Below are 13,812 nucleotides of genomic sequence, written 5' to 3' on the forward strand. Positions count from 1 at the left end.
AATCAATTGTAATTGATGTGTTTATTTTAACGGGATTGATGACATATTATGACATGGCTCTGGGCAAAGGTTGCGCTGGAGCGACATAGGGAGGTGGTATGATTCATATTCGGGCAAACCGGCTTGAAAAGAGTTACAGCACGGTCAAGGCGGTGGATGGCGTGAGCCTGCAGGTGGAAGGCGGCCAGATATTGGCGCTGCTTGGGCCAAATGGTGCGGGTAAGTCGTCGCTGATCCGTATGTTGGTGGGGCTGACCCGCCCTGACAATGGTGAGCTGGTGATAAGCCAGGGCGGCAAGCCCCTGTCGCGCTTGCCCAGAGAAGATTACGGCTATCTGCCGGAAGACCGCGGCCTGTATCAGGACCGTACTGTTACCCAAAACCTGAATTACATCGGCGAGCTGCGTGGTCTGCCCAAGGCGCGCATCGACAGTCAGATTGCGCTGTGGACCGAGCGCTTTGGGCTGGCCGAAAAGCGTGGCGACAAACTCAGCCAACTCTCCAAGGGCAATCAGCAAAAGGTGCAGCTGATTGCTTGTCTGTTACACGAACCCGAACTGCTGATCCTCGATGAACCTTTCTCCGGGCTGGATCCTGTTAATCAGGAACTGGTGGTATCTGTGCTGGCTGAGCTTAGAGCGGCGGGTAAGGGCATAGTGCTCAGCGCCCATCAGATGGCGCTGGTGGAGCGTCTCGCCGACCGTATGCTGCTGATTAACCACGGCAAGCCAGTGGCAAGCGGCAGCCTGGCCGAAGTGATGGCGCAGTTGTCGCCGGGGGATGGTTATCAGGTCGCCCTGAGCCCCGAGCCTGAACTCGCGGATTTGCAGGCACTGTCGACGGTAGATACCGCGATTGCGGCCGAGGGGCACTGGTCGCTGACCAAGACCAGGGATGCCAGCTTGCAGCAATTTTTGAATGATCTGGCTGCCCTTGGCGAGCTGGTGACCTTCGCGCCTGTGCAGCCAAATCTGCACGAGTTGTATCTCAGGGCCGTGGGCGGCAATAACAGGGAAGTGGAGGAAGCCGTATGATCCGCTGGAAGATTGCTGTATTTGAATTCAAACGTTTCCTCAAATGGAAACAGGAACTTGCCAGCATTGCTGTAATGTTGGTGATCTTTATGGGCATGTCGGCCTGGCCACAAATTAAAGGCTGGATAGACAAGGATTATCGGGTTGCCGTGGTGGGTGAGGCCCTGCCGAGCATTGCCGGATATCAGTTTACCCAGGTTCCAGCCGATACGGCGCAGCAGGTAACGCAGGCGCTTGGCAAAGACTGGGATCTGTTGCTGATGACCCACGAAGGCAAGCTTGAGCTGGTGGGGGAGAAGTCCACCAGTTGGCTTGAAAAGCTGACACCGCAGCTGCAGCGATGGCATCAGCAACAGTTGATTGCCGCCTTGCCTTTATCGGCTGAGCAGCAACAGGTTATCGATACCCTGCCGGAGGTTGCCATCAGCTTTACCCGCGAGAGTGCAGAAGAAGAGCAGGCGCGCAAACTCAAACGCATCGTGGGCATGGTGTTTCTGGGGGTTTTGATGACCGGCTTCTTTGCCAGTTTCGGACTGATGTTCACCGCCATCACCGGCGAAAAACAACAGAGGGTAACCGAGCAGCTGCTGACGCTGGTGTCCCCTCGGGAGTGGATTGACGGCAAAATCATCGGCGTGTCGCTGTTCTCGCTGAAAACCATTGTGACCTACGGGGTGATAGCGTTTCTGGTGATCCAGGGCGTAAGTATCATCGCCGGTAAGGCGTCGCTCAGTATTCCGTTGGGCATCGGCGATATCCTGTGCATGCTCGGGTTTCTCATTATGGGGGTGTTGCTGCTCAACACCTTCCTCGCAGGCTTTACCGCCACCATTGATGATCCGAACCATTCCGGCCGCACCGTGGTGATGTTGCTGCCGAGTTTGTTAATCGGCTCGGTGTTTATGGTGATGGATAACGCCGAAGGTCAGGCGATGCAGATCCTGAGCTGGCTGCCGCTGACTTCCTTTGGCGCCATGCCGCTGCGGGTGATGAGCTCGGACGTACCCTGGTGGGAGTGGCTGGGCTCGCTGGCGCTGCTTACGGCGTTCGTGGTGTGGATGTCCAAGGCCTCGGCGCGGGTGTTCGAGCTTGGCATTCGCATGTATGGCAAAGAGCCGCGCTGGGGAGATATTGTCGCCGCCGTGTTCAACCGCCGCTGATAGCTACAAAAAATGGCTCCTTCGGGAGCCATTTTTTATTGCGCGGTGAAAACCGCAGGCCAGTTCGGCTCTATTCGTCCGATTGGGTCACCGAGATTTTGGCCACACCAGCGGTTTTCACCCTGTCCATTACCCCCACCACGGTGCCGTGGAGAGTCTCGCCCTCGGCCTGAATCAGCACTGCCGCCCCCGGGGTTTCAGCCAGCCTGCGCTCAACATTGGCGGTAATCCTTTCCATATCGACCAAGCGGCCTTCCATGGTCACCACACCGGATTTATTGACTGTGATAAGAATATTGTCGCCCTTGTTTTTGGACTTTTGGGCATTCTCTGGCTTGTTGTAATCAATACCCATGGGTTTCACAAAGGATGTGGTAACAATGAAGAAAATCAACATGATAAATATGATGTCGAGCATTGGGGTCATATCGACCTTGGCTTCTTCATGTTCGGATGCATAGCGTTTAAATGCCATCTTGATACCCCCCGGCTAATTGGCTGAAGCTTGTTATTATCCTTCTACTGCTTAAGGCTTATATTGACCATTTTTTGCACCATAGCGCTCACTTGTCCAGCCTTTTACCATGACATTGTTGCTACAGGGATATTTCGTTGATCTGGCTCACAATTTGGAGTCAGCCGATGGGGATGACCCGGGGGTACTTGGCGCTGGCGCGTTCGTGGAAGATATCATCGAGATAGACAGCCAGTTCCGCGGCCGTGAGTTCGGCCGGGATCACCACATCGAATACCCGCCGTTTCATGCCGGTGCTGGACTCAAGAAACAGCTGCCATTGCCCTGCGACCCGGCTGACCGACATGGTTTGGCCAAACACATCGAAACGGTGGTCTTCTGGGGTAGTTTGCATTGGTTGTTACTTCCTGGCTGGTGAGTCAATCTCGTTTGTGGATTGCTATCAATAACATTGGATAAGCACACAAACAACCGCTGCTTGCCAGGGGTTTCAGTGAATCGCAGCCAACAAAAACGGCTCCCGAAGGAGCCGTTTTTTTACATCAGGAGCAGCTTAGGCTTTTGGGCCGGCGTTCTTGATGGAATCAGGTACCTGATACTTGGCGAAGTTGGCCTGGAATTCTTCGGCCAGCTTCTGGGCGTATTCGTCGTACTTGGCCTTGTCGCCCCAGGTGTTGACCGGGTTCAGCAGGGCAGAATCTACGCCAGGTACGGCCACGGGCACGTCCAGGTTCAGCTTGTCCAGGTGTACGGTTTCCACGTCGGCCAGCTCGCCGCTGACGATGGCGTCAACAATAGCGCGGGTGGTCGGGATGTCGAAACGCTTGCCCACACCGTAAGGACCGCCGGTCCAACCGGTGTTCACCAGATAGACCTTGCTGTTGAAGGCTTCGATGCGCTTCATCAGCAGCTCGGCGTATACGCCGGCAGGACGTGGGAAGAAAGGGGCACCGAAACAGGTAGAGAAGGTGGACTGGATGGCAGAGGTTGAGCCCATTTCAGTCGAACCTACTTTGGCGGTGTAGCCAGACAGGAAGTGGTAAGCGGCCTGTTCCTTGGTCAGCTTGGACACAGGAGGCAGTACGCCGGATACGTCACAGGTCAGGAACACCACGGCGCGTGGCTCGCCGCCACGGTTGGCTTCCTGGCGCTGGGCGATGTGCTCCAGCGGGTAGGCAGCGCGGGTGTTTTCGGTCAGGCTGGAATCTTTGTAGTCAGGTACGCGATTGGCGTCCAGTACTACGTTTTCCAGCACGGTGCCGAAGCGGATGGCATCCCAAATCACCGGCTCGTTCTTCTGGCTCAGGTCGATACACTTGGCGTAGCAGCCGCCTTCGATGTTGAATACGCTGCCTGGGGCCCAGCCGTGCTCATCGTCACCGATGAGGAAGCGCTTGGGATCGGCTGACAGGGTAGTCTTACCGGTGCCGGACAGGCCGAAGAACAGGGTGGTGTCACCCTCTTTGCCCACGTTGGCCGAGCAGTGCATTGGCAGCACGCCCTTGGCAGGCAGCAGGAAGTTCTGTACCGAGAACATGGACTTCTTCATCTCACCGGCATATTTCAGACCGGCAAGCAGTACCTTGCGCTCAGCGAAGTTGATGATAACAGTGGCCTCAGAGGCTGTGCCGTCACGCTCAGGCTCACACACGAAGCCTGGGGCGTTCATGATTTGCCACACATCTTTACCGGCCTTGTTGAAGGTTTCGGGAATGATGAACAGGTTACGGGCAAACAGCTGATGCCAGGCATATTCGGTGGTTACGGTAACAGGCAGGTAGTGCTCAGGGTCGGCGCCCACTTCCAGATCGGATACGAACACTTCTTTGTCGGCCAGATACGCTGCAACACGGTCCCACAGGGCGTTGAAGGCGTCGGCTGCGAAGGGCTTGTTAACTGCACCCCATTCGATATCAGCTTCTGAACCGGCCTCTTTGACGATGAAGCGGTCGTTGGGAGAACGGCCAGTGCGGGCTCCGGTCTTGGCAACCAGGGCGCCATTGGCGGTCAGCTCTCCTTCACCTCTGGCGAGTGCCAGTTCTACCAGCTCGGCAGTTGAGGGATTACGGTGTACGCGGTTGATTCCATCCGCCATAGGTAAGGTCTCCAAATTCTAAGAGGTTTTCTATTTATGGTACCGATCTGTGTTGCCGGTTTGTGGTGCGCCTTGATTTATCGGGTCTGGCGCCCGCGCTGATTGTAACTTAAGCGGATTGCAATGTGTGAGCCGGATCTGAAAATTCGTCAAAAAAAACGGACGCACCCTGGCGTCCGTTTTATGGCTGTGATCGCGGTCACTGTTTTGCAGTGCCTGAGTCTGTCAGGGAGCCATTGGCGTACAATGCTTCGATGTCGATGGCATCGAAGCGGTATTGGCTGTTGCAGTACTCGCAGCCCATCTCGATTTGGCCCTGCTCGGCCAGGATTTCGAGGATTTCGGCTTTCTCGATGCTGCGAATGGCGGCAGCGCTGCGCTCGCGGGAGCAAGTGCATTTAAAGCTGACTTCCACAGGGTCGAACAGGCGCACTTCTTCCTCGTGGTAGAGACGGTGCAGCACTTCCTCGGCCGGCAGTTGCAGCAGTTCTTCCTGCTTGATGGTGGCGGTGAGGGTAGTCAGGTGCTCGTACTCGGCGTTGTGGTCTTCTTCGCTTGGCAGTACCTGCAGGAAGATACCGGCGGCACGTTCGCCATCGGCAAACAGCCAAATACCTGTGGGCAGCTGTTCAGACTGCTGGAAGTAGTCCTGAATACACTCGGCCAGCGTTGGCTTATCCAGTGCCACTACGCCCTGATAACGCTCGCCTTCGTCCGGGGTCAGGGTGATCACGATATAACCCTGACCAAACAGATCGCCAAGGCTCGCATCGTCAGCCAGCTCGCCGTCCCAGCGTGCCACACCGCGCAGTTGCTGGTGGTTGTTGCCGTTGATCACCGCCAGTGACACAGGGCCGTTGCCCTGTACCTGCACTGCGATATCACCGCTGAACTTGAGGGTGGCGGTCAGCAGCGAGGTGGCTGCCATCAGCTCGCCGAGGAAACGGCGCAGTACCGCCGGGTAGCTGTGGGCATTGACCACTGACTGATAGGCGTCGGCCAGCTGTACCAGCTCACCGCGTACATCGGCATTTTCAAACAGGTATCTGTATAAAGTGTCTTTGTTCATCTTGCTGTCTTCTATTCGGTATCGGCGTCAGGCCAAATTAATAGTCGCCGGATTTGGCCTTTAAGAGCTCGCGTCGCTGCTTCTTGTCGGGTTTGGTATCCGGTGACGGATTGTTCAGTATGTTCAGGCGTCTGGCCTCGGCGTTGTCGGCGCGCTTGCGCTCACTCTCGGGCGTTTCCTGATACAAAGTTTGGGCGATGCTGGCATTTTGTCGTTGTTCCGACAATTTCACTATCACCACCTCTTTTTCGTCATATCCCTGACGTATCTTAAGAACGGCGCCCACTTCCGCATTCTTGCTGGATTTGGTGCGGGCCCCGTTGTAATGTACTTTACCGCCGTTAATCATCTCTTTGGCCAGTGCCCGAGTCTTGTAAAAACGGGCGGCCCAAAGCCATTTGTCCAAACGAACGGATTGTGGGGGTTGGTGCTTCTGATCCACGCGCGCTCCACCTAAGCAAATTTTTGCAACATTAGGGATGGGATCACAGCTTGGAAAGCCACAGCCTTGATCCAGCCGCATAAAAACCGATTTAGCGGCTTGCCTCACACCCTTTTCGGGCGCGCAAAGTTAGCATAAATGGCTAAAAATCGCCACAGGCACCGCTGTTATGGGGTTGTTGCCGTGTTATGGCTGGGTTAGCATGATGCAGGTTTTTCTAAAATATTCTAATCAGAACAGAGACCTGTTAAGAGGGTCCGTAAATTATGGATTTATTGGATAAAGTGATTGCACGGGCAGGAAGCATACCGCATAAACCACTGAGTAGGCTTACCTTTTGGTTGGGGTTCGCGGTTTGCTGTTATTTGGCGGCCGAGATCAGCTGGCGATTGGTACCTGTGCAGTCTGAGGCTGTTGCCTGGCGCCCGAGCCCGGTAAACGCCGGAGGCGGCAGTGGCAGCGTGGATTTGGACGGACTCAAGTCTCTGTCGCTGTTTGGCAAAGCCGACAGCAAACCCAAGGAACAGCCGGTTCAGGAAGTCATTACCGACGCGCCTAAAACCTCGCTTTCCATCGTACTGACCGGCATTGTGGCCTCCACCGCCGAGCAGAAAGGTCTGGCTATCATCGAATCCGGTGGCAACCAGGAAACCTACGAGCTGGGTGAAAAAATCAAAGGTACCTCGGCGTCTTTGAAAGAGGTGTACGCCGACCGGGTGATTATCACCAACGCCGGCCGCTACGAGACCCTGATGCTCGATGGCGTGCCTTACACCAACTCTCCTTCTGTTCCCGCCAGTAACAGCCGCCGCGAACGCGACGAGGACGTGCGCCGTATCGATATGCGTGGCGACGAGGTGGGCGCCGAATTGTCTTCTTCCCGTGATGAATTGCTGGCCGACCCCAGTAAGATCACCGATTACATTTCCATTTCTCCGGTAACCCGTGGCGAAGAGCTGGCGGGCTATCGTCTGCAACCGGGCAAAGATCCCGGGCTGTTCAAACAGGCAGGCCTCAAGCCCGGCGATCTGGCCAAATCCATCAACGGTTACGATTTGACCGTCAGCACCCAGGCGTTGGAGCTGATGGGACAGCTGTCCGAACTCACTGAAATTTCAGTGATGGTAGAGCGCGAAGGTCAGCTGGTTGAAATCATGTTCAGTTTGCCGCAATAAGCACAAGATTTAGGGGATAAGAATTAGATGAACAACAAAGGATTCCGACGCAAACTGATTGCCAGCCTGATGGCCGGTACAGTATTGCTTTCGCCTGTGATGGTATCCGCGGCCGACGAACAGCTGGCGCCAAGTTTCAAAAACGCCGAGATTCAGGAGTTTATCAACACAGTTGGTAAGCGTTTGAACAAGACTATCATTGTCGACCCCACCATTCGCGGCAAGATTAACGTCAGAAGCTACGATAACCTCACCGAAGACCAGTACTTCCAGTTCTTCCTGAACGTGCTGCAGGTGTATGGCTACGCCGTGGTGGAAATGGAAAATGGCGTGCTCAAGGTCATCAAGGACAAGGATGCCAAAACCTCCAACATCCGTGTGGCTGACGACTCGGCTCCAGGCTTAGGCGACGAGCTGGTGACCCGCATAGTGCCGCTGTACAACTCAGAGGCCAAGCAACTGGCGCCGCTGCTGCGTCAGCTGAACGATAACGCCGGTGGCGGCAACGTGGTTAACTACGATCCGTCCAACGTGTTGATGCTCACCGGCCGCGCCGCCGTGGTCAACAAGCTGGTGGAAATCGTCAAGCGCGTGGATAAGCAGGGCGACACCGAAGTGCTTGTGGTGCCGCTGCAGCACGCTTCTGCCTCTGAAATGGTGCGGATTATCGACACCCTTTACCGTGCTTCTGCCAACCAGGCTCAGCTGCCCGGACAGGCTCCGAAAGTCGTGGCGGATGAGCGTATCAACGCCGTGGTGATCAGCGGCGATGAGAAGAGCCGCCAGCGGGTAGTGGAGCTGGTGAAACGTCTCGACGCCGAGCAGGCCAGCACAGGTAACACCAAGGTACGTTACCTGCGTTATGCCAAGGCCGAAGATCTGGTGGAAGTGCTCACCGGCTTTGCCCAGAAGCTGGAAGCCGATAAAGACGGCGCCCAGCAGGCACCCGGCAAGCGTCGCAACCAAATCAACATCATGGCTCACACCGACACCAATGCCCTGGTGATAAGTGCCGAGCCGGATCAGATGCGCACCCTGGAGAGCGTCATCAATCAGCTAGATATCCGCCGCGCCCAGGTATTGGTAGAAGCCATTATCGTGGAAGTGGCCGAAGGCGATGACGTGGGCTTTGGCGTGCAGTGGGCGACCGAATCCGGTGGTGGCACCCAGTTCAACAACCTTGGTCCCACCATAGGTGAGATTGGCGCCGGTATCTGGCAGGCCCGTCCGGTAGAAGGAACCAAGGTGTGTTCTGAAAACGGCACCTGTACAGAAAACCCTGAGAAACAAGGCGATATCACCTTGCTGGCCCAGGCGCTGGGCAAGGTGAACGGCATGGCATGGGGCGTGGCCATGGGCGACTTCGGTGCCCTTATTCAGGCCGTGTCCTCCGACACCAACTCCAACGTACTGGCCACGCCGTCCATCACCACTCTGGATAACCAGGAAGCTGCCTTTATCGTGGGTGACGAAGTACCTATCCTCACCGGCTCACAAAACTCCAGCAACGGTAACTCCAACCCGTTCCAGACCGTAGAGCGTAAGGAAGTGGGCGTGAAGCTTAAAGTCACCCCACAGATCAACGAAGGCAATGCCGTTAAGCTGGCTATTGAGCAGGAAGTATCTGGTATCAATGGTAAAACCGGTGTTGACGTGACCTTTGCTACCCGCCGTTTGACCACCACAGTGATGGCCGATTCAGGCCAAATTGTAGTGCTTGGCGGTCTTATCAACGAAGAAGTGCAGGAAAGCGTGCAGAAGGTGCCTATCCTTGGTGACATTCCACTGCTGGGTCACCTGTTCAAGTCGTCTTCCAGCGGCAAGAAAAAGAAAAACCTGATGGTGTTTATCAAGCCCACCATCATCCGTGACGGTATCACCATGGAAGGCATTGCCGGTCGCAAGTACAACTACTTCCGCGCGCTGCAACTGCAACAGCAGGACCGTGGCGTGAACCTGATGCCCAATACCGATGTGCCGATTCTGGAAGAGTGGAATCAGTCAGATTATCTGCCGCCTGAAGTGAACGATATTCTCGATCGCTACAAGGAAGGCAAGGGCCTGGACACCGACATGCGTGAAAAGGACGCCGCCCTGAATTACATCAATGAGAACAAGTAATGGGCGAGCCTATGAGTGACATCAATCAGGGCGAAAGCCTCGAGCTTTTGTCGGGCGAGCTGGGTGTCAGTGCCGAGTCCCAGGCGGACGAGGCTTACCACTCCAATAGCCGTGAGCGCTTGCCATTTGCTTTTGCCCATCGCTTCGGCCTGGTGCTGGCGAAGGACGAGTCCGGCAATCTGGGGCTGTATTACACCGAGAAAACGCCGCTGGCGGCGTTGCTTGAAGTGCGCCGTTACGCCGGTGAAGCCGTGCCTTTGCAGCGGCTGGAGCAAGCGGCCTTCGAGGCTAAGCTGACCCAGGCATATCAGGCCAATTCGTCCGAGGCGCAGCAGCTGATGGAAGACATTGGCAACGAGATGGACCTGTTCACCCTCGCCGAAGAGCTGCCCCAGACCGAAGATCTGCTGGAGGGCGACGACGACGCCCCCATCATCCGGCTTATCAACGCGCTCTTGTCCGAAGCCATCAAAGAAGAGGCCTCGGATATCCATATCGAAACCTATGAAAAGCAGCTGGTGGTGCGTTTCCGGGTGGACGGGGTACTCAAGGAAGTGCTCAAGCCCAACCGTAAGCTGTCGTCACTGCTGGTAAGCCGTATCAAGGTAATGGCCCGTCTGGACATCGCCGAGAAGCGGGTGCCGCAGGATGGCCGTATTTCGCTGCGTATCGGCGGCCGTGCCGTGGATGTGCGGGTATCGACCATGCCGTCCAGCCACGGTGAGCGGGTGGTACTGCGTCTGCTCGATAAAAACGCCGGTAACCTCAACCTGGCCCAGCTGGGCATGACAGAATCGATTCGTTACCGCTTCGATGAGCTTATCCGTAAGCCCCACGGCATTCTGCTGGTCACCGGCCCCACGGGTTCGGGTAAGAGTACTACCCTCTATGCCGGTCTGACCGAGATTAACTCCCGCGACACCAACATACTCACGGTGGAAGACCCCATCGAATATGAGCTCGAAGGCATAGGTCAAACCCAGGTGAACACCAAGGTGGACATGACCTTCGCCCGCGGCCTGCGTGCGATTTTGCGTCAGGACCCCGACGTGGTGATGATAGGTGAAATCCGTGACCTCGAGACCGCCCAGATTGCAGTGCAGGCCTCGCTCACCGGTCACCTGGTGATTTCCACCTTGCACACCAACACCGCCTCCGGCGCCATTACCCGCTTGCAGGACATGGGGGTAGAGCCCTTCCTGGTGTCATCGAGCTTGCTCGGCGTGCTGGCCCAGCGCCTGGTGCGTACCCTGTGCTCCAACTGTAAAGAGCCCCACGTACCGGACGAGCGTGAACGTGAGCTGCTCGGCATTGGCAGTGAAGAGGCGGTGATTTACCGAGCCACAGGTTGTAAGCACTGTGGCCACAACGGTTATCGCGGCCGTACCGGTATCCACGAGCTGCTGCTGGTGGATGATACTGTGCGCGAGCTTATTCACGGCGGCCGTGGTGAGCTGGCCATTGAAAAGCACATTCGCCAGTCGGTGCCCAGCATTCGTCACGACGGCATGCAGAAGGTACTCGCGGGCATTACCACCCTCGAAGAAGTACTGCGGGTCACCCGCGAGGAGTAATGCATGCCGGCTTTTGAATACAAGGCGCTCGACGGCAAGGGCAAGCAGCAAAAAGGCGTGGTCGAAGCCGACAGCGCCCGCCACGCCCGCAGCCAGTTAAGAGACATGCGCCTGATGCCACTGGAAATAGAGCCGGTGGTGGAAAAGGAAACCAAGGCCAAGGGCGCAGGATTTAACCTGTTTCGCCGTGGCATTTCGGTGGCCGAGCTTGCGCTTATCACCCGCCAGATAGCGACCCTGGTGGCGTCCGGTTTGCCGGTGGAAGAAGCGCTGAAGGCCGTGGGCCAGCAGTGCGAAAAAGACCGGCTGGCATCCATGATCATGGCAGTGCGCTCACGGGTGGTGGAAGGTTACTCGCTGGCCGACTCCATGGCCGAATTCCCCCATATCTTTGACGATCTCTACCGCGCCATGGTGGCCTCGGGTGAAAAGTCCGGCCATTTGGAGGTGGTGCTCAATCGCCTCGCCGATTACACCGAGCGGCGCCAACAGCTTAAATCCAAGCTGACCCAGGCGATGATTTACCCTGTGATGCTGACTCTGGTTGCCATCGGCGTGGTGGCTGTGTTGCTGGCCGCCGTGGTACCCAAGGTGGTGTCGCAGTTTGAGCATTTGGGGCAGGAGCTTCCGGCTACCACTCAGATTTTGATGGCATCCTCCGCCTTCGTGCAGGATTATGGCTTGTTGATCCTCGGGCTGCTGATTTTGGCCGTGGTGGTGTTCCAGCGAATGCTCAGCAATGATGCGTTCAAGATGAAATACCATGTGTTTTTGCTGCGTCTGCCGGTGGTCGGTCGGGTGAGCCGCAGTATCAACACCGCCCGTTTCGCCCGAACCTTAAGTATTTTGAGTGCAAGCTCGGTGCCGCTGCTCGATGGTATGCGTATCGCCGGCGATGTGATGCAGAACTTACGGGTGCGCGAAGCGGTCGAAGAAGCGACAGCGCGGGTACGTGAGGGGACCAGCCTTGGCACGGCGCTCACCAACACCAAGCTGTTCCCGCCAATGATGCTGTATATGATAGCCTCGGGCGAGAAGAGTGGTCAGCTCGAAGATATGCTGGAGCGGGCCGCAGACAACCAGGACAGGGAATTCGAGGCCAATGTGAATCTGGCGTTGGGGGTGTTTCAACCCGCGCTGGTGATCAGCATGGCAGGGGTGGTGCTTTTTATCGTACTCGCCATCCTGCAACCTATTCTGGAAATGAACAATTTGATTGGCAGTTAAGCTGCCAAACCGATTTTTACAAGGAGAAAGCTTGATGCAAAAGCGCAATCAACAACGCGGTTTTACCCTGCTGGAAATCATGGTCGTGATCGTTATTCTGGGCCTGTTGGCTGCCATGGTGCTGCCAAACGTACTGGGTAACAAGGAATCGGCCGATATCAAGAAGGCGGTTGCCGACATAGTGGCGCTGGAAAACGCACTGGACATGTACAAGCTGGATAACAGCGTATACCCCACTACAGAGCAGGGCCTGGAAGCCTTGGTGCAAAAGCCGACTATTTCCCCCGAGCCACGCAACTATCGTGACGGCGGTTATGTGAAGCGTCTGCCACAGGATCCATGGCGCAACGACTATATGCTGTTAAGCCCAGGTGAGAACGGCAAAATCGATATCTTCAGCGCTGGCCCGGACATGCAAGCAGGTACCGAAGACGATATCGGTAACTGGAACCTGCAAAACTTCCAGTAATACGGACATCCAGTGAAAGCACGTGGTTTTACCCTGATTGAAGTCTTGCTGGTGGTGCTCTTAATGGGCATCGCTGCGGCTGCGGTCACCCTGAGTTTGCCTTCGTCGGGGATAAAACCAGAGCTGGATAAGGCCGCCACTCAGTTTGTGGCTGCCACCGACCTTATCCGTGACGAGGCCGTGCTCAGCGGCCAGTTTTTGGGTGTGGTGGTGGATGACACCCAGTATCAATATGTGATTTTCAAAGAAGGCAAATGGAACAAACTGGAAAACGATCGCCTGCTGGCGCTGCGTGAAATGCAGCCTGGCATCAGTTTGAACCTGATTGTCGAAGGGCTGCCGCTGGATCAGGAAGAAGAGCAGGAATCCTGGTTCGATGAGCCTTTTATCGACGAGCCTAGCGCCGAAGAGAAAGCCAAGAACCCCGAGCCACAAATTCTGGTGTTCCCCAGCGGTGAGATGACGGCCTTCGAGCTAAATTTCCTCGGCCGCGAGCAGCTGGGTGACGAAGTGGCTGTGTTGGTCACCGGCGACGCCCTTGGCCGGGTAAGGGTGGGGAGGCCGGACGATGAGGCCTTCTAAGCATCCGCAACGCCTTTTGCGTCAGCGGGCCATGACGTTGCTGGAAGTGATGATGGCGCTGGTGATTTTCGCCATTGCCGCTTTGTCACTCACCAAAAGCATGAGCGAAATGATTGGTAATCTGCCCATTCTGGAAGAGCGCACCCTGGCACAGTGGGTGGCCGACAATCAGATGGTGGATGCCCGCCTGGAGCCGGGGTTTCCGGCCATAGGCAAGAAAGACGGCGAGGTTGAACTTGCCGGCCGTACCTGGTACTGGCGCAAAGAGGTGATTAAAACCACCGATGACAAGTTTCGGCTGATCCGCATTAAGGTCAGCGACGATGACAGATACAGCCGCACCCTGGCCGAGATAAACAGCTATGTCTTCGATAAAGAATAAGGCTGGC

The 13,812-nt window shown here is 56.1% G+C and carries 14 protein-coding genes; 9 read left to right on the plus strand and 5 right to left on the minus strand.

The features are described from left to right. Positions 1-98 precede the first annotated feature (98 nt). Complete coding sequence (locus STH12_RS19120; RefSeq protein WP_174234574.1) at positions 99-1,034, plus strand: ABC transporter ATP-binding protein; 936 nt, start codon at positions 99-101, stop codon at positions 1,032-1,034. Beyond that, positions 1,031-2,194, plus strand: coding sequence for an ABC transporter permease (locus tag STH12_RS19125; protein ID WP_126169035.1), 1,164 nt, complete (start codon positions 1,031-1,033; stop codon positions 2,192-2,194). Before STH12_RS19120 ends, STH12_RS19125 begins: the two co-directional genes overlap by 4 nt. A 70-nt stretch (positions 2,195-2,264) precedes the next feature. Here STH12_RS19125 and STH12_RS19130 read toward each other — a convergent pair whose 3' ends face one another. The 5 genes from STH12_RS19130 to hslR form a co-directional block, all read right to left on the minus strand. After that, on the minus strand, positions 2,265-2,669 hold the full coding sequence (locus STH12_RS19130; protein WP_126169036.1) for an ExbD/TolR family protein: 405 nt from the start codon (positions 2,667-2,669) through the stop codon (positions 2,265-2,267). Between the two features lie 160 nt (positions 2,670-2,829). Further along, complete coding sequence (locus STH12_RS19135; protein WP_126169037.1) at positions 2,830-3,063, minus strand: DUF7661 family protein; 234 nt, start codon at positions 3,061-3,063, stop codon at positions 2,830-2,832. A gap of 159 nt (positions 3,064-3,222) precedes the next feature. Further along, positions 3,223-4,764 carry a phosphoenolpyruvate carboxykinase gene (locus STH12_RS19140; protein WP_126169038.1) on the minus strand — a complete coding sequence of 514 codons (1,542 nt, stop codon included), beginning with the start codon at positions 4,762-4,764 and terminating at the stop codon, positions 3,223-3,225. A 199-nt stretch (positions 4,765-4,963) separates the two neighbouring features. Continuing rightward, entirely contained in the window at positions 4,964-5,833 is an 870-nt protein-coding gene (hslO, locus tag STH12_RS19145) for an Hsp33 family molecular chaperone HslO (RefSeq protein WP_126169039.1), read from the minus strand. A 37-nt stretch (positions 5,834-5,870) separates the two neighbouring features. Continuing rightward, positions 5,871-6,275: a ribosome-associated heat shock protein Hsp15 gene (hslR, locus tag STH12_RS19150; RefSeq protein WP_126169040.1), complete on the minus strand. Its 405-nt coding sequence runs from the start codon at positions 6,273-6,275 to the stop codon at positions 5,871-5,873. 266 nt (positions 6,276-6,541) lie between these two features. On the opposite strand from hslR, the gene gspC reads away from it, so the two are divergent. The 7 genes from gspC to gspI are packed head-to-tail and all read left to right on the plus strand — an operon-like array spanning position 6,542 to position 13,805. Beyond that, positions 6,542-7,450 carry a type II secretion system protein GspC gene (gene gspC / locus STH12_RS19155; protein ID WP_126169041.1) on the plus strand — a complete coding sequence of 303 codons (909 nt, stop codon included), beginning with the start codon at positions 6,542-6,544 and terminating at the stop codon, positions 7,448-7,450. A 27-nt stretch (positions 7,451-7,477) separates the two neighbouring features. Further along, a complete protein-coding gene (gene gspD / locus STH12_RS19160; protein ID WP_126169042.1) occupies positions 7,478-9,571 on the plus strand; it encodes a type II secretion system secretin GspD in 2,094 nt (697 codons plus the stop codon). Between the two features lie 11 nt (positions 9,572-9,582). Then, on the plus strand, positions 9,583-11,145 hold the full coding sequence (gene gspE / locus STH12_RS19165) for a type II secretion system ATPase GspE (protein ID WP_126169043.1): 1,563 nt from the start codon (positions 9,583-9,585) through the stop codon (positions 11,143-11,145). Positions 11,146-11,148: 3 nt separating this feature from the next. Continuing rightward, positions 11,149-12,372 (plus strand): type II secretion system inner membrane protein GspF, encoded by a 1,224-nt coding sequence (gene gspF, locus STH12_RS19170; RefSeq protein ID WP_126169044.1) that lies wholly within the window; start codon positions 11,149-11,151, stop codon positions 12,370-12,372. 34 nt (positions 12,373-12,406) lie between these two features. Then, entirely contained in the window at positions 12,407-12,841 is a 435-nt protein-coding gene (gene gspG / locus STH12_RS19175; protein ID WP_126169045.1) for a type II secretion system major pseudopilin GspG, read from the plus strand. 12 nt (positions 12,842-12,853) lie between these two features. Continuing rightward, positions 12,854-13,423, plus strand: coding sequence for a type II secretion system minor pseudopilin GspH (gene gspH / locus STH12_RS19180; RefSeq protein WP_126169046.1), 570 nt, complete (start codon positions 12,854-12,856; stop codon positions 13,421-13,423). Then, entirely contained in the window at positions 13,410-13,805 is a 396-nt protein-coding gene (gene gspI / locus STH12_RS19185; RefSeq protein ID WP_126169047.1) for a type II secretion system minor pseudopilin GspI, read from the plus strand. Before gspH ends, gspI begins: the two co-directional genes overlap by 14 nt. Positions 13,806-13,812: the final 7 nt, after the last annotated feature.

Source organism: Shewanella khirikhana (assembly GCF_003957745.1).
GTDB lineage: Bacteria > Pseudomonadota > Gammaproteobacteria > Enterobacterales > Shewanellaceae > Shewanella > Shewanella khirikhana.